This is a genomic window from Curtobacterium sp. SORGH_AS_0776, assembly GCF_031453355.1.
GTDB lineage: Bacteria > Actinomycetota > Actinomycetes > Actinomycetales > Microbacteriaceae > Curtobacterium.
In genome coordinates this window covers 2,465,223-2,480,682 of record NZ_JAVIYU010000001.1, presented here as the reverse complement: position 1 = coordinate 2,480,682, position 15,460 = coordinate 2,465,223, and the positions used below count along the sequence as shown (strand labels likewise).

Annotated in this window: 15 protein-coding genes; 6 read left to right on the top strand and 9 right to left on the bottom strand. The window is 74.3% G+C overall.

Annotation, left to right across the window (positions count from 1 at the left end):
- Positions 1-5: 5 nt before the first annotated feature.
- From QE359_RS12275 to QE359_RS12255, 5 genes are all read right to left on the bottom strand, one after another.
- A complete protein-coding gene (locus QE359_RS12275) occupies positions 6-383 on the bottom strand; it encodes a carboxymuconolactone decarboxylase family protein (RefSeq protein WP_070418756.1) in 378 nt (125 codons plus the stop codon).
- A gap of 123 nt (positions 384-506) precedes the next feature.
- Positions 507-1,781, bottom strand: coding sequence for an LLM class flavin-dependent oxidoreductase (locus QE359_RS12270; RefSeq protein WP_309779408.1), 1,275 nt, complete (start codon positions 1,779-1,781; stop codon positions 507-509).
- A complete protein-coding gene (locus tag QE359_RS12265) occupies positions 1,778-2,545 on the bottom strand; it encodes a hypothetical protein (protein ID WP_309779407.1) in 768 nt (255 codons plus the stop codon). Before QE359_RS12265 ends, QE359_RS12270 begins: the two co-directional genes overlap by 4 nt.
- A gap of 141 nt (positions 2,546-2,686) precedes the next feature.
- Positions 2,687-3,910 carry an acyl-CoA dehydrogenase family protein gene (locus QE359_RS12260; protein ID WP_309779406.1) on the bottom strand — a complete coding sequence of 408 codons (1,224 nt, stop codon included), beginning with the start codon at positions 3,908-3,910 and terminating at the stop codon, positions 2,687-2,689.
- 81 nt (positions 3,911-3,991) lie between these two features.
- Entirely contained in the window at positions 3,992-5,476 is a 1,485-nt protein-coding gene (locus QE359_RS12255) for a reverse transcriptase family protein (RefSeq protein ID WP_309779404.1), read from the bottom strand.
- Positions 5,477-5,587: 111 nt separating this feature from the next.
- Between QE359_RS12255 and QE359_RS12250 the strand changes: the two genes are divergently transcribed.
- Both QE359_RS12250 and QE359_RS12245 read left to right on the top strand, forming a co-directional pair.
- The gene (locus tag QE359_RS12250; protein WP_309779398.1) at positions 5,588-6,304 is read left to right on the top strand and encodes an MgtC/SapB family protein; all 717 of its coding nucleotides are present in this window, start codon (positions 5,588-5,590) and stop codon (positions 6,302-6,304) included.
- A gap of 4 nt (positions 6,305-6,308) precedes the next feature.
- Positions 6,309-6,869, top strand: a complete 561-nt coding sequence (locus tag QE359_RS12245; protein ID WP_309779396.1) for a histidine phosphatase family protein — start codon at positions 6,309-6,311, stop codon at positions 6,867-6,869.
- A 209-nt stretch (positions 6,870-7,078) separates the two neighbouring features.
- Here the strand turns inward: QE359_RS12245 and QE359_RS12240 are convergent, their stop codons facing one another.
- Positions 7,079-7,888 carry a DUF1684 domain-containing protein gene (locus QE359_RS12240; RefSeq protein WP_309779394.1) on the bottom strand — a complete coding sequence of 270 codons (810 nt, stop codon included), beginning with the start codon at positions 7,886-7,888 and terminating at the stop codon, positions 7,079-7,081.
- Between the two features lie 96 nt (positions 7,889-7,984).
- Positions 7,985-9,013, bottom strand: coding sequence for a transporter (locus QE359_RS12235; RefSeq protein ID WP_309779392.1), 1,029 nt, complete (start codon positions 9,011-9,013; stop codon positions 7,985-7,987).
- A gap of 58 nt (positions 9,014-9,071) precedes the next feature.
- Between QE359_RS12235 and QE359_RS12230 the strand changes: the two genes are divergently transcribed.
- Positions 9,072-10,298: a cobalamin-independent methionine synthase II family protein gene (locus QE359_RS12230; RefSeq protein WP_229085342.1), complete on the top strand. Its 1,227-nt coding sequence runs from the start codon at positions 9,072-9,074 to the stop codon at positions 10,296-10,298.
- A gap of 156 nt (positions 10,299-10,454) precedes the next feature.
- Here QE359_RS12230 and QE359_RS12225 read toward each other — a convergent pair whose 3' ends face one another.
- Together QE359_RS12225 and QE359_RS12220 are read right to left on the bottom strand one after the other, a co-directional pair.
- Positions 10,455-11,702: a hypothetical protein gene (locus tag QE359_RS12225; protein ID WP_309779388.1), complete on the bottom strand. Its 1,248-nt coding sequence runs from the start codon at positions 11,700-11,702 to the stop codon at positions 10,455-10,457.
- Between the two features lie 72 nt (positions 11,703-11,774).
- Positions 11,775-12,737, bottom strand: coding sequence for an SDR family NAD(P)-dependent oxidoreductase (locus QE359_RS12220; RefSeq protein ID WP_309779386.1), 963 nt, complete (start codon positions 12,735-12,737; stop codon positions 11,775-11,777).
- Between the two features lie 95 nt (positions 12,738-12,832).
- Here QE359_RS12220 and QE359_RS12215 point away from each other — a divergent pair, with 95 nt between their 5' ends.
- The 3 genes from QE359_RS12215 to QE359_RS12205 are packed head-to-tail and all read left to right on the top strand — an operon-like array spanning position 12,833 to position 15,460.
- Positions 12,833-13,813, top strand: a complete 981-nt coding sequence (locus QE359_RS12215; protein ID WP_309779381.1) for an HD domain-containing protein — start codon at positions 12,833-12,835, stop codon at positions 13,811-13,813.
- Positions 13,814-13,839: 26 nt separating this feature from the next.
- Entirely contained in the window at positions 13,840-14,100 is a 261-nt protein-coding gene (locus QE359_RS12210) for a hypothetical protein (RefSeq protein WP_071301920.1), read from the top strand.
- Positions 14,101-14,149: 49 nt separating this feature from the next.
- Entirely contained in the window at positions 14,150-15,460 is a 1,311-nt protein-coding gene (locus QE359_RS12205) for a PP2C family protein-serine/threonine phosphatase (protein ID WP_309779377.1), read from the top strand.

The window sequence follows — 15,460 nt, the reverse complement described above, 5'->3', positions numbered from 1 at the left end:
GGTGGTCAGTGCTGGTGCGACGCGGAGGTCGCGGAGTCGGAGGGAGCCGCGGCGTCGGCGCCGAACTTGAAGCCGAGGCGGCCGTGGGCGAACCCGCCGCCGGCGCGGATGGCCGTGGCGACCCAGGCGGCCTCGGCGAGCTCGGCCTCGTTCGCGCCGGCCGTGACCGCGCGCTGGCTGTGGCCGTCGATGCAGTAGACGCACTGCGTGGTGATGCCGACCGCCAGTGCGATGAGCTCCCGGTACTTCAGCGGGATCTCGCGACCCTCGGCCCGGAACACCGACTCGTCGAACTGCACGAAGGCCGAGAGGATGTCCGGGGTCTGCTGCTTGTAGACCTTCGTGAAGGTCTTGTCGTGCTCGCGGTCGAGGTAGTCGGTCATGGTGGCGACGCTATGACCGACCGGGCCCGGGCACGACGGGTGTTGCGGAGCGTGACCGGGCGTTGCCCCGTGTGACGCGGCGGGCCCGGTCGCCACGTCACACGGCGTCACGCGGCGGGCGCCCTACAGCCCGCGCGCCCGCGCACCGAGCCGCCCGCGCAACGTGACGTCCTCGTACTCGCGGTGGAACACACCGTGCCGCTGCAGGATCGGCACGAGCTCGTCGACCACGGTCTCGAGGCCGCGCGGGAACTCGTCGATCATCAGGTTGAAGCCGTCGGCGGCCCCGGTCCGGTACCACTCCTCGATGGTGTCGGCGGCCTGCTCCGGCGTGCCGACGACGATCCGGGCGCCGTACCCGCCGAAGCCGCGCAGGACCTCTCGCAGGGACGTGTTGTGCGCGCGGACCCAGCGCACGACGGTCTCGTGGTACCCGAGCGAGGGGCCGTAGGTGACGGGGTCGACCTCGCGGTCGAGGATCGCCGCGGGGACCGGCGCGTCCGGGTCGAGGTCGGTGAGGTCGGCGTCGAGGTGCGTCCCGAGCGCCCGCAGGGAGTAGCCGTCCGGGGCGAGTGCCTCGAGCTCGTCGAACCGCTGCTGCGCCTCGGCCTCGGTGCTGCCGAGCACGAGCGACAGCCCCGGGACGATCGCCACGTCCGCCGCCCGCCGGCCGTACGTCCGGGCCGCCTGCTTGACGGCGCGGTAGTGCTCCCGGGCGGGCTCGGGTGTCAGCTCGACGGCGAACACGCCCTCGGCGACGCGCGCGGCGAGGTCTCGTCCGTGCGGCGATCCCCCGGCCTGGAACACCACCGGGTGTCCCTGCGCCGACGGCGGGACGGTGATCGTCCCCGCGAACTCGGTGAACTCGCCGTGGTGGTCGACGGGCAGCCCGGTGGCGGCGGACCGCCAGAGCGCCTGCACGAGGTCGACGACCTCGCCGGCGCGGGCGTACCGCTCGGGTCGCTCCGGGTTCGTCGCGACGCCGAAGTTCGCCGACACCGACCGGTCGTAGGTCGTCACGGCGTTCCACGCCACGCGGCCGCCGGAGACCGTGTCGAGGGACAGGAGCCGCTCGGCGAGGTCGACCGGGTCGTTGTAGGTCGTCGACGCCGTCCCGACGAGTCCGAGGTGCGTGGTCGCGGCGGCGATCGCCCCGAGCGCCACGAACGGCTCGAGCAGCCCGTACGCGCGGACGTTCGGGTCGCCGAGCGCGGGGTGGTCCGCGAAGAACACCATGTCCAGCAGCCCGCGTTCGGCGGTCCGGCCGAGGTCCTCCCAGAACCCGGCGGTCAGCAGGTCGGTCGGCTCGACGTCCTGGGTCCGCCAGGCCGCCGGCCGCTGTCCGAAACCCTGCAGGTTGACGCCGAGGACGAGCCCGGCATCGGTGTCGGCGCTCATGCGCCGACCGGCGCGGGGACCGGCAGACCGAGCAGGTCGCGCAGCGTCCGCCGGTGGGCACCGGGGCCGGTCGGGGTCCGGGAGGCGCGACTCGGCTCCGACGCACCGGCCCCGCCCGGCAACGGGACGAGCGGGCGCGCGGCCCCGCCGAGCACCAGGTCGGCACCCTCGTGTGCGACGTCGTGCCAGACCGCGAGGACGGGTTCGCCCTGCCGGCTCGACGGCGTCGTCAACGGCCCCCGGACCCGGTACCCGTCCGGCCCGCCGTCGTGGTCGAGCGGGAGGATCCGGGTCGTGTCGGCGAACCGGCCGGCTGCGCGGTCGCCGACGATGCTGTCGAGCGGCCACGTCCGCCAGAGGCCGCGCACCACCTCGGCGAACTCGGCCGGGTCGTGCTGCTCCCCCGTCGCCGGCAGGCCGTGGTCCCGCGCTCCGACGACGAGTCCGACCCGGGCGTCCAGGACGTGGTCGAGGGACAGCACCCGGCGGGCGACGTTGTACGGGTGCTCCCGGGTCGGGGCCGCGGCGACGAGCAGCCCGTGCGTGGGCAGTGCACGGCCGAGGGCGAGCGCCGCGGTGGTCGGGTCGAGCCGGTGGCCACGACCGCGTTCGGCGTCGAACCGGTCGGTGCCGATCGCGACGACCGCGGCGCCCGAGGCCCGGATCCGGTCGGCGAGCCGGGCGATCCCACCGGGTCGGGCGACGGCGGCGGCGAGGTCGCCGTCCGGCACGGCGACGATGGTCGGTGCGGGTGTCTCGGTCACGGTGGTCCCTCCGTACGCGTGCAGAGCGGCCCGCCACCGTCGCCTCCCCAGCGTCCGTGGCGGGCCGGTGCCGACGACCGTACGGGGCAGCGCGGTCCCGGCGGGTGCAGGTGTCGTCCGGTTTCGCCTCGTGACGGCGGGTTACACGCGGTCGAGCGGGCTGGCGCCGTTCACGAGCAGGTCCCCGACGATGCGCCGCTTGTGCACGCGCGGGTTGTGCGACGCCAGGGTCCGGGCGTTCCGCCAGTGCCGGTCGAGCCCCAGGGAGCGGAACGTGCCGCTCGACCCGAGGGCGTCGAACACGAGCGTCGTCGCGTCGAGCACGGCGTCGGTGACCACCGTCTGCGCCTGGGCGACCGCGATCCAGCTCCGCTCGAGCGCGTCGCGCAGCACCGGGTCCGTCGAGGGGTCCGCCCCGGCGGCGCGGAGTCCGGTGTGGCGGTCGACGGCGGCGTCCACCGGTCCGAGGCTCGCGGTGAACGCGGCGTCGGCGGCGTACACCCGGGCCGCGACGGTGCCGATCGTGCTGAGCAGCTCGGGGTCTGCGGTCGGGTCCGTGGTCGTGCCGTTGTGGTGCCCGCGCTGCCGGGAGCGCAGCGCCTCGATCCCCTCGCGGAGGGCCGCGCGCCCGATGCCGACGAGGATCGCGTGCATCACCGTCTGGTAGTACTGCTCCTGGTACGGGTAGCGCGTCGTGTACGGCAGGACCCGCTCGTCGGGCACGTGCACGTCGGTGTACGTCACGCTCCCGCTGCCGGTGATCCGCTGGCCGAACCCGTCCCAGTCGTCGCCGATCCGCACGCCCGGGTCGCGGGCGTCCACGAGCGCGACGAACCGTGCTCCGGCGTCGTCGAGCGCCAGCACCGTGATCCACCGGGCGTAGATGCTCCCCGTCGAGTAGAACTTCCGGCCGGTGACGCGCCAGCCGCCGTCCGGGTCCGGGGTGAGCCGCGTGCTGATGTCCGCTCCGGCCGGGTTCGGCGTCTCGCTCCACCCACCGCCGACGAACTCCCCGCCACCGAGTCGTTCGACGATCGCCCGGTCGGAGGCGCTCCCCTCGGCGTGCACCCGGTCCTCGATGAACGAGAAGTGGTTCCGCCACACGTGCGCGAGGTTCGGGTCGACCTCGGCGATCTCGGCGACCGCCCGGAACACGTCCGACAGCCGTGCCCCGACCCCGCCCCACGCGACCGGGGTGCGCCAGCGCGCGAACCCGGCGTCGACGAGCCACCCGAGCTGGTCGGTGGCGAGCTGCTCCTCGCGCTCCCGCTGCCGGGCGTCGAGGGCAATCCGCTCGATCACCGGTCGCAGCGGCGCGATCAGTTCCTCGTAGCGGGCGTCGGCCGGGATCTCACTCGGGCACATGGCGGCACGCTACCGGCGGTCGGGCGTCGTGCCCGTGCCCGCTGCAACCCGGCGTCACACCCGCACGGGGACGGCCCGGGATCACCACGCGATGCGGGCGAACTCCTCGCGCAGGCGCCGTGCGCGTCCGGGGTGGACCTGCTCGACCCACCCGATCCGCCCGAGCAGGTGCGCCCGGAAGTCGGGGTGCCCAGCACGGTTCTGCGACGCCGGACCGTGCTCGGCGGCGTTGTGCAGGATCGCGTGCAGCCGGTCGACCTCGTGCCGACCCGGTGACGTCCGGTCGTTGACGACGACCCCGGTGACCGACTGCCGCGTGCCGCGTCGCCGCACCCGGGTCTTCGACGGGTTCAGCCGGAGTCCCTGCTCCGTGACGATCCGGTCGACCCCGCGCAGGAACGCGTCCGGTCGGGCCGCGAGCCGCTCGTCGCCGCTGAACGTCAGGTCGTCGGCGTACCGGGTGTAGACCGCGCCGACAGAGGCCGCCCACCCCGCGAGCCGTGCGTCCAGGTGCCGGAGTGCGGTGTTCGCCAGCGCCGGTGACGTCGGGGCGCCCTGCGGCAGGTGGGCTTCCCGGAGCATCGCGCGCAGCGCCTGCCGTTCCTCGGGGCTGCCGCCGTCCGGCATCGCGCTGAGGACGTGCACCGGCACCCGGTGCGTGCACACGCCGGTGAGGACGTGTGCGAGCGGCTCCGCGAAGCCCGCCGCGCGGAAGACCCCGTACACGGTGGGCGCGGAGACGCTCGCGAAGAAGGACGTCAGGTCGGCCGTGACGACGATCTGCCGCCCGGTGTGCGCCGCGGCTCCGGTCACGACGCTCCGACCGCCGACGAAGCCGTGCGCCGCGTCGTGCACCGGCAGCGCGGTGAGGAGCTCGTCGAGGATCGTCCGCTGCGTCCGGCGGAGCATGTCCATCGGCTTCTCGAGCAGGCGCGGCGTGCGTCCGGGTCGACGGATCCACTCGCAGCGGTGGTGGTGGAGCGAGCTCGACGACCCCGGTCGCCGGTTCCACGAGCGGGTGTCCGCGAGCCAGAGCAGCCGCCCGACGGTGAGGTCGAGCTCGCGCGCGAGCTCGGGCAGCGTGTCGACGAGCAGTCGGCTCGCGGTCTCCGGACGCGCCCGGACCGCGGTCGCCCGGCGCGCGACGACCCGGACCGGTCGGCGCGCCTCGCGTGCGCGGTGCAGCTCGGCGAGGCGCGGCGACGCCTCGAGCACCGCCGCGAGCTGTCGCGGTGCGTCGACCGGCGGTCGCGGGTGGGCCGCGAGGGCCGCCGCGACCGCGAGCCCGACGTAGGCGCGCTCGACGCCGACCACCGCCCAGCCGGCGGCGGTCAGGTCGTCCGGTCCCCAGTGCTCCGCGGTCAGGAACGCGTCGGCGAGGGCACCGGCGACGACGGTCAGGGGCGTGGGGTTCCCGGGGGACCCGTCGGTGCCTCCGTGCGGCGTCGCGCGCGGAGCGCGCCGTCCCGCTCGGGGCGTGTCGTCCTGCTGGTCCTGCGTGCCCCGGGGTGACCCCGGAGAGGTCGACGCGTCACGCGCGTCGGCCGCCTCCCCCGGGAACTCCACGCGCTCACTCTACGGCGACCCGCTGACGGACGGGAGGCGCGGGTCGGGCCCGCACCGCGCCTCCCGTCCGCCGGGTGCCGGGTGCCGGGTGCCGGCGTATCGTCGGTCGGCGTGACGATCCAACAGCTCACGGAGCCCCTCGCCGGACAGGGGTGGGTCCAGATCGGCGAGGTCCTGCTCGCGTTCGCCCTCGCGTCGCTCATCGGCCTCGAGCGGCAGCTCCGGTCGAAGAGCGCCGGCATCCGCACGCAGGCGATCGTCGGGACCGCGTCGGCCCTCATGCTGCTCGTGAGCAAGTACGGGTTCAGCGACGTCCTCGTGCCGGACCACGTCGTGCTCGACCCCTCGCGCGTCGCGGCGCAGATCGTCTCCGGGGTCGGGTTCCTCGGCGCCGGGCTGATCCTCACCCGACGTGGAGCCGTCCGGGGCCTCACCACGGCCGCCGCGGTGTGGGAGACCGCGGCGATCGGCATGGCCGCGGGTGCCGGGCTCTGGCTGCTCGCACTCGTCGTCACCGCCCTGCACTTCGTCGTCGTGTTCGGCTACACCGCGATCGTCCGCGCGCTGTCCCGCTCCGCCGAGCAGTCGATGACGCTCGACGTGGTCTACGACGCCGGCCGCGGGGTGCTGCCGGACGTGCTCGCCCTCGCGACGGCCGGCGGGTGGCGGGTCGCCCGGCTCGTGCGGCAGGACACCGACCGGGTCGACGCCACCGCGGTCCGGATCGACGTCGCCGGCCGTGCCGAGGGGACCCTGCTCATCGCCCGGATCGGCGAGGTCGACGGTGCGCGGGTCGTCGACCCGTCGGCCGCCGACGACCTGGAGTGACGCCGTGCCCTCGTTCTTCCTGACCCACGCCGAGGTGGTCGTCGACCCCGCGCGGCCGATCGAGTCGTGGGGGCTCTCCCCCGACGGGCGTGCCCGCGCTGCCGGAGCCGCGGCCGTCGCCTGGGGCCCCGGGGTCCAGCGGATCGTGTCGAGCACCGAGCAGAAGGCGGTCGACACGGCAGCGATCCTCGCGGAGGCCGTGGGGCTCGTGCCCTCGACGGACCCCGCGCTCGGCGAGATCGACCGGAGCGCGACGGGCTACCTGCCGCCCGCGGAGTTCGACGGGGTCGTCGACGCGTTCTTCGCCACGCCGGAGGACTCGGTGCGCGGGTGGGAGCGCGCCGTCGACGCTCGGGACCGCATCGTCCGTGCCGTGCGGGCGCTGACCGACGCCGGCGACGTCACGATCGTGTCGCACGGTGCGGTCGGGGCGCTGCTGCTCGCCGACCTGCGGGGTGTGCCGGTCACCCGTGCGCTCGACCAGCCGGGGATGGGCAGCGTGTTCTCGTTCGAGCCGGGCGCGTGGCGGGCGACGAGTGGTTGGGCCCGCGTCGAGGTGCCCTGAGCCGGGCGTCGCGCGCGGGTGTTTCGTGTGCCGCGGCCGCCGTGCGCGTGCCGACCCTGAACGACATTGTCGATGTCGTACGACAGCGGGCTCGTCGCAACCTGGCGTGCGCAACACCCCGCGCACGCAATCAACGACACCACCGACGTCGTACGACATCGACAACGTCGTACTGAGTCCGCGCCGCCGCGCCGCGCCGCGCCCGCGCTTCACGCCGGCAGCTGCTCCCCCGCCTCCACCGCGACGTCGAGCCGGTTCTCCGCGGGCGGCAGCGGGCACGTCGCGTGCGGCGTGTACGCGCACGGCAGGTTCGTCGCCCGGTTGAAGTCGATCGTCGTGGCGCCCGACGCGTCCGGCGCCGGGACGTCCAGGCTCCGGTTGGCCGCGTACGTCGTCACGCCGCTCGTCCGGTCGGTGAACAGCACCAGGAGCCCGTCGCCGTACCCGTTGAACGCCAGGAGCGACCGCGGCCCGTCGAGGTCGAACGTCAGCACGCCCGGCGCCTCGTACACGTGCTGCAGCCCGTCGACGACCGACCCGACGGTCACCGAGCGCGGCGCGTCGAACGGCTCGAAGTGCGCCGCGACCGCGAACGACAGGTCCGGCGAGTACGACGGTGTCCCGGTGTACCCGGTCCGCGTCGGGTTCGAGGGGTGCCGCGGTCGGAGGACGTCACTGCCGCCACGCCGGGCGACCTCGATGACGACCCGCTCGTCGCCGTCCTGCCACGCGATGGTCGTGCTCGACCGCTCGGGGAGCGGACCGAACCGGTACGTACCCGTCACCGCGACGCCGTCGACCTCGATCGACTCGCCGTCGTCGAGGGTGACGACCGGTCCCTCCTCCGAGGTCGACCACTCCCCGGGCGCGTCGTCGAAGCGCTCCGGCGTGCCCGTCAGCCACCGGATGCTCGTGATCGCGAGGAAGCCGTGCGCACTCGCGCGGGCCGCCTCGTGGGCGTCGTGCCACGCGGCCCACTCGGAGCGGAAGTCGGCTGCGGTCGGCGTCGTCGTGGTCATGCCACGACGGTACGTCGTGTCACGGCCGGGTGGCGACGCACGTCGTCTCCGGACGTCACGCGGTGCGCGCGACCGGCTCGGGAGGCGCGGTCACCTTCAGACCGTCCGGGTCGCGCCCGTCACGGGGCCCGGCTCGGCGTCCTCGTCGTCGGCGGCCTGCAGGATGCCCTCCGCCTGGGGCAGCAGGTGCCGCACGGCGAGCGCGATCGACCGCGACCCGACGACCGCGACCAGCACCGAGAGCAGGGCGAGCACCCCCGCGGTGGGGATCCACGCCCACCGCACGTCGAGCACCCGCAGCCACTCGATCGCGGCCGTCGCGACCGCCGCCGCCGGGAACACGAACGACCAGAACCCGAGCGAGAAGGGCAGCCGCACGTACCGCGGCAGCAGGGCGACCTGCACCGCGACGAGCAGCACGCCGAGCCCGGTGATCGCCTGCACCGGAACCGTGAGCACGTCGTCCGTCAGCGCGAACACCGCGACCGTGGCGACCGACGGCGGTGCGACGAGGATCGCCATCGTCGGCACGAGCGGTGCGGGCAGCGCGGGGCGGAAGGACAGCCGGATGAGCAGCAGCCCGGTCATCACGACCCAGAAGAACACGCCGACGCCGAAGCAGGCCCAGGAGAGCCAGGTGAGCCCGACCTCGTGCGTGGCGACCGAGCCGACGAGCGCCGCTGCGACGGTCGACAGGAGGTAGCCGCCGTGCACCGACTCGAGGGCGAGCCGACCCTCGAACCACGTCGCGAGGAGCCAGGCGGCGAACCCGGCGGCGACCGCCACGGCGACGAGGACGAGCACCCTCCCGCCGTCCGGCCAGCCGTGCGCGAGGTCGACCCCGAGCAGCATCGCGGTCGCCGGGACCAAGGCCGCGAGGGGACCCTGCGCGGGGTGCCGCAGTTGCTCGACGAGCCGGTCGTGCGCGCGCACCCGGACCCCGCGGACGGCGTGCGCGGCGAGCAGCCAGGTCCAGGCGACGGCGGCGATGCCCCAGAAGACCTGCGGGAGGACGGCCGGCAGGTCGAGGACGGGGGCGGCGTACGACCAGGTCTCGGCGAAGCCGGCGAGGCCGAACGGGACGGCGAGGGTAATGAGCGGGATGCGGGTGGTGGGACGGGGCACGGTGTCCCATTCTCCCGAGTCGGACCGCTCCCGGGGCCCCCGTGCCAGATTGGGCAGCATGTCCTTCGAGAACACCGACCACGTCCAGGCCACCACCGCCGGCTCGTTGCCCCGCACGCCGGAGCTCATCGCCGCGAACGCCGCCCGGCCCCTCGCCGCCGACGGCTTCACGCTGGAGACCACCGACGAGGTCCGTGCGCTCACGAGCGCCGCGGTCGACGACGTCGTCGCCCGCCAGACCGCCCTCGGCATCACGCAGCCCGGCGACGGCGAGTTCGGCAAGGCGATGTCGAACAGCGTCGACTACGGCGCCTGGTGGGGGTACTCGTTCCAGCGCGTCAGCGGCCTCAGCCTGACCGAGGAGGACATCTTCACGCAGGAGCCGGTCCGCTCCGAGCCCGGACACGTCCGGCTCACGAGCTTCCCGGACCGCCGCGACTGGACGATCTTCCGCGAGGCCTACACCGACCCGGGCTCGGGCATCGGCACGGGCAAGAACGCCACCGCGTTCCCGACGACGACCGGCCCGATCGCGTACACCGGGCACGAGGCAGCCCGGACGGACGCCGCCAACCTCCGGCACGCCGTCGAGGCGGCCGGCGCCGCGAACGGCTTCATCACGGCGCTCTCCCCCGGGTCCGCCGCCCGGGTCGCGAACGAGTACTACGCCACCGACGAGGAGCACATCTGGGCCTGGGCCGACGCCCTGCGCGAGGAGTACCGGATCATCCTCGACGCCGGCCTCGTCCTGCAGATCGACGACCCCTCGATCGCCGAGAACTGGGACCAGATCAACCCGGAGCCGAGCATCGAGGACTACCGCGCCTTCACCCGCATCCGCGTCGAGGCGCTCAACCACGCGCTGCGCGGCCTCGACACCTCGCGGGTGCGCTTCCACCTCTGCTGGGGCTCGTGGCACGGCCCGCACACGACCGACATCGAGCTCCGCCACATCGTCGACCTCATGCTCGACATCGACGCCGGCGCGTACTCGTTCGAGGCCGCCAACGCGCGCCACGAGCACGAGTGGACGGTCTGGCAGGACGTCGCGCTGCCGGACGGCAAGGTCATCGTGCCCGGCGTGGTCGGCCACGCCACGAACGTCGTCGAGCACCCGGACCTCGTCGCGCAGCGCATCGAGCGGTTCGCCTCGGTCGTCGGCCGGGAGCGCGTCATCGCCGGCACCGACTGCGGCCTCGGCGGCCGCATCCACCCGCAGATCGCCGCCGCGAAGCTCGAGTCCCTCGGCGAGGGCGCGCGCCGGGCGAGCGCGACGCTCTTCTAGCGGTCGCAGCGTGCGAGGTTCCGCGCTCGGTGCGGCCCGCACGGCCTGTCACGGTGTGCGGACGCTCGCACGGTGCGGCCTGGAGGCGCGGTGCGGGCCCGACCCGCGCCTCCGGGCCCGCAGGCGGTCGCGTCTCTCCGAGAGTGACGCCGGAGCTCAGGAGGTCTGCCAGAGCACCGACGCCCGCGCGCCGTCGCTGAAGACGTACGCCCGGCCGGCGTCGCCGAAGTCGAACCCGAGCAGACCCGGCTCGATCGACGCGACGAACTCGGTGCCCGCGGGGGTCTCGTCGTCCTGGATCCACTCCGGCAGGCCGCCGTACTGGCCCGCGACGAGGACCCCCTCGGCGGCCGCGGCCGCGAGCACTCGGTCGGGGTCCTCGTCGTCGTGGACCATCGGCACCGGCACGTGCCGGAGGAGCATCGCGTCGGCGAGGAGCGGTGGGGACGCCGGCTCCGGGTCGTCGGGATCGCCGTGCGGTGAGACGGGTCCGGCCGCGAGGTGCAGCCCTCGGAGGGAGAACACGAACGCCGCGTTCGCGCCGCTGTCGGGCTCCCACGAGGCACACGTCCCCGGGTCGAACTGACACACGAACACGCTGACGAGCGTCTCCCGGTGTTCGATCTGGGCGGTGAACTGCATCGGTTCGTCGTGGTGGGCGCACAGCGGCCACTCCCATCCCTCGGGCACCGCGGGGGCACCGCCGATGCGCGAGGCGGTGAACGGGGCCGGCGCGTCAGGTCGGTACGCCCCGAGGACGATCGTGCCGAGGTGCTCCGCCACCGACGGCGCCGTCCGGGGAACTGGGGGCTCGGTCGGATGCTCGACCAGCGTCAGCACGGTGCGCTCGGGTCCGCTCCCACGCTCGGGTCCGCTCCTGCGCTCGGCGACGACGAACCGACCGGGCTGTCGCGGCGCGAGCGGCAGTTCCCAGCGGAGGAGCGGCCAGTCGGGCATCCCACGCTCGCCGGTGCCCGGGTCGGGGCCGTTGTCCGCCGATCGGAGCATCCGCACCACGGCTGCGACGTCGAGGTCCGGGAACCCCGCCGCACGCGATTCGGTGACCACACGGGCCGCGGCGCGGTCGAAGGGGGCGTCACGACGGCGGGCGCGCGGACCGCCGGGACGGACGACGGCGGCGTGGGTGCCGTGCAGGACGAGCAGCGGCGGGAGTGTCCACGCCGATGCGATGAGGAACGAGGCGCCGACCGCCCGGTACCGGAAGGCGTTCTCGAACACCGAGATCGCGACGAAGGCGACGACGAGCACGATCCACGCGGTGACGAGCACGGTGGTCCAGGGTCCGCTGCCCGCCTTCGAGCCCGCGCGGTGCAACCGTGCACGTGCCCGGGCAGCGTCCTCGGTGTCGACCTCGACCCGTGTCGCCGGTCCTGCGTCGGCCATGCGGTCCCCCGATCCGCGAGCACCCGACGCGCTCGCGTGCAGCAGGTTAGCGGTCGGACGCGGCCGCTCCGGTCACCGGCGGGAGCGCCCGAGCAGCACGGCGCCCACGACCGCAGCCGCGCCCGCCCAGGCCAGGGGCCGGGTCACGCGGCGGCGCTTCGCGACCCAGCCGCCGTTCGTCGCGTTGCCGGCGTCGGCCGGGGTCCAGAGGTTGCCGTCGGTCGGTGCTCCCGTGCCGCGGAGCGCGAACGTCTGCACCATCGGCTTGGTGATCTTGTGGAACAGCCCGGGGAAGACGTACTGCAACGGCACGAGCGACGCCTGGATCCGGCCGACGAACCGGTAGCGCTTGGGGTGCAGTGCCGTGCGGACGACCGCGCGGCCGGCACGCTCGACGGACGCCGTCGGCGGCAGCGGGTGCGAGGTCTTGCCGGTGTAGTTGGCGCCGTTCTGGTAGATCGGCGTGTCGATGGTCGACGGCAGGAGCGCGGCGAAGCGGATGCCCGTGCCGGCGAACTCGTCGCCGAGGACGTCGACCAGGCCGAGGGCAGCGTGCTTGCTCGTCACGTAGGCGGACTGGTACGGCGCGGACAGCAGCGACTGGATCGAGCCGACGAGGACGTAGGTGCCCTCGCCCCGCTGCTTCCAGTGCGGGAGCAGGGCGGTGATCGCGTGCAGGTGGCCGTACAGGTTCGTGTCGACGACGCGCTTGAAGGCCTCGGTCGGGGTCTGCTCGAAGAGGCCGTAGACGAACAGGGCGGCGTTCCCCACGAAGACGTCGATCCGTCCGAAGCGGGTCGTGGTGGTCGCGACGAGGTCGCGGACGGCGTGCTCGTCGGCGACGTCCGTGGGGATCGCGACTGCCTCGGCCCCGAGCGCCCGGCACTCGGCGGCGGCGGCCTCGAGCGAGTCGTGGCTGCGGGCGGCCAGCACGAGCGTCGCGCCCCGCCGTGCGAACTCGTGCGCGGCGGCCCTGCCGATCCCGCTCGATGCTCCGGTGACGACGACGATCTTCCCGCGGAACCGATGTGCCATGGGTCCTTGGTACGCGGTGGCGGCTCCGTCCCCGCACAGGGCGCGTGCTGCACGGCGGGCCGGTAGCGTCGAGGGGCAGGCGACGAGGGGGAACGGTGCACGGGGACGCGGTGGACACGCTCGGGATCGACGGGGTCTGGTTCGATCCGCTCTGGCGGGTGGAGGTGCGGCTCACCCCGCTCGAACGACGACTGCTCGAAACGTGGACGGTGCGGCGGCTCGCGTTCGTCGCCCACGCCGGCGGTGCCGCGCTCACGACGACCCAGTCGTACTCGCGGCTCGAACACTCCCTCGGGGTGCTCGCGCTCGTCACCGCCTTCGCCCCGGACGACCACCTCGCCCGCACGACCGCACTCCTGCACGACGTCGGGCACCTGCCGTTCAGCCACACCTTGGAGGGCCTGGGCGGCCTCGAGCACCACTCCCTCGGACGAACCGCGATCCGGCACCTCGCGGACGAGGTCCCGGGCATCGACGCCGACCAGGTCATCGCGGTCGACGAGGGCCGCGTGCCGTCGGTGCTGACGTCGGTCCCGGGCGGACTGAAGCTCGACCACCTGGACTCGTTCCTCCGGAGCGGTCAGGCGCACGGACGGACGCAGACGCCGCCGCACGTGCTGCTCGGTCGCCTGCGGCTCGTCGGCGGGACGGTCGACGCGGATCCGGACGACGCCCTCGAGCTGGCCGACCTGGCCGTCCGCGAGGCACTCGCGCAGCGCTCCGCGGCGAACCTCGTGCCGGTGACCGTGCTCCGCGACCTCGTCGGGCGGCTGCTGGACCGCGGTGCGCTGTCGCCGACCGACCTCGCCCGGAGCACCGAGGACGAGGTCTGGGCGCGCCTCGTCGCCGACCCTGAAACCTCCTCCGACGCCGACCTCCTGCGCCGCCGACCGCAGGCGTGGCGTATGCGCACCGGCGACGGACCCGTGCCGACCGGTGCGCTCCGGCACACGGTCAGCCGTGGCTACCTCGACCTGCCGACGGTCGGAGGGCGTGCCCTGCGCGATCCGCGTGTCGAGGCGCTCGCCGCGGGCCTGCCGCTCCGGGTGGCCGTGACGCGCGACGGGGTGCGCTGACGCGGGCCGCCTGCCACGATGGGCCCATGCGCAAGGACGACCTCACCGTCGACGAGGCGACCGTCATCGCCCAGCACGCCCGCGACGGCGTGTTGGAACTCGACGACCCCGAGGTGCGCAAGGTCGTCGAGCAGGCGAACCGGGTCCTCGTCCGCGCACAGATGTGGGGCGACGAACCGAGCCCGAGGCTCCGACGCCGCCGACGGTTCATCGCGATCGGCGCCCTCGTGATGGTGCTCGTCTGGGTCGCGGGGCTGCTCGTGCCGCTCGCGGTCCGCTTCGGGTGACCCGCGCACGGGCTTGCCCTGTCGGGCCGGAACGGCTTGACTCGACCCGATGACCAGCACGGCCGGCTCGACCGCGACCCCCAGGACCTGGACCGTGACCGCACGGGAGGACACCGGGCCCATCGTGCTCGTCGGGATCCGCGCCTCGTGGGCGCCCCTGGCGAAGCAGTCCGTCGTCGCCGCCCTCGTGGTCGCCGCCGCGGTGACCAGCACGCTCACCCCCTGGCTCCCGGTCACCGACGCGCCGCGGATGTGGAACGGCGTGGCACTGGCCCTCGGCGGGCTGCTGGTGGCAGCTGTGATGGCGCGCTGGCCGGGCGCCGCCCGCGCCGAGCTGGTCGTCCCGGCGATCGACTTCATCGCGATCGGGCTGCTCCGGTACGGGACGGGTGACACCCGTTCGGTGTTCCTCGCCGTCGTCGTCCTGCCGGTGATCTGGATGGCGGCGAGCCCGGGTCGGCGCCACGTGCTGTACCCGCTGCTCGGGACCTGCGCCACGCTGCTGCTGCCGTACGTGCTGGAGCCCACCGAACCGCGTCCGAGCGAACTCGTCCGGCTCGCCTTCGCGGTCGTCGTGTACGGCGCGACGGCGGCGGTGACCAACGAGCTCGCCCGACAGGCGGACGTCCGGCTCAGCACCGCACAGCGTCGTCGTCGCTTGGCCGAGGGTGAGATCGACCGCGCCGCCCTCGTCCAGCAGTCCCTGCTGCCCGCGTCCACGGAGGGACTCCCACCGGAACTCCACGCACTCGGGGTGTGCATCCCGGCGCGGACCGTCGGCGGTGACTTCTACGACTGGTTCCCGACACCGGACGGCGCGGCCTTCACGCTCGGCGACGTGATGGGCAAGGGCGTCGGCGCAGGCATGATCGCCGCCGCGGTCCGGTCCCTCGTGCGCAGCACCGTCGACGAACCGGACGCGGCCACGGCGGTCCGTCGAGCGGCCGCCGGCCTGGCGACCGGGACGTCCGACGTCGAGAGCGCACAGTTCACGACGTGCTTCCACGTGCGGATCGACCGCGACGGCCATGCCCGCTGGGTCGACGCCGGCCACGGGTTGAGCCTGCTCCGGCGTGCCGACGGCGCCGTCCGGTCGCTGCGGTCCGGGCACCTGCCGATCGGCGTCGGGACCTCGTGGTCGAGCGAGACGACCGACCTCGAGCCCGGCGACGTCGTCGTGAGCGTCAGCGACGGTGTGCTCGACCTGTTCGGCGGGGACCTCGATGCGCTCGACCGCTTCGAGGCCTGGGTCGCCGAACGCTCGCACCCCCAGCAGCTCGTCGACGGGATCACCGAACTCGCCCACCGCGGCGAGCACCCCGACGACGTCACGGTGCTCTGCATCGCCTACCGTCCCTGA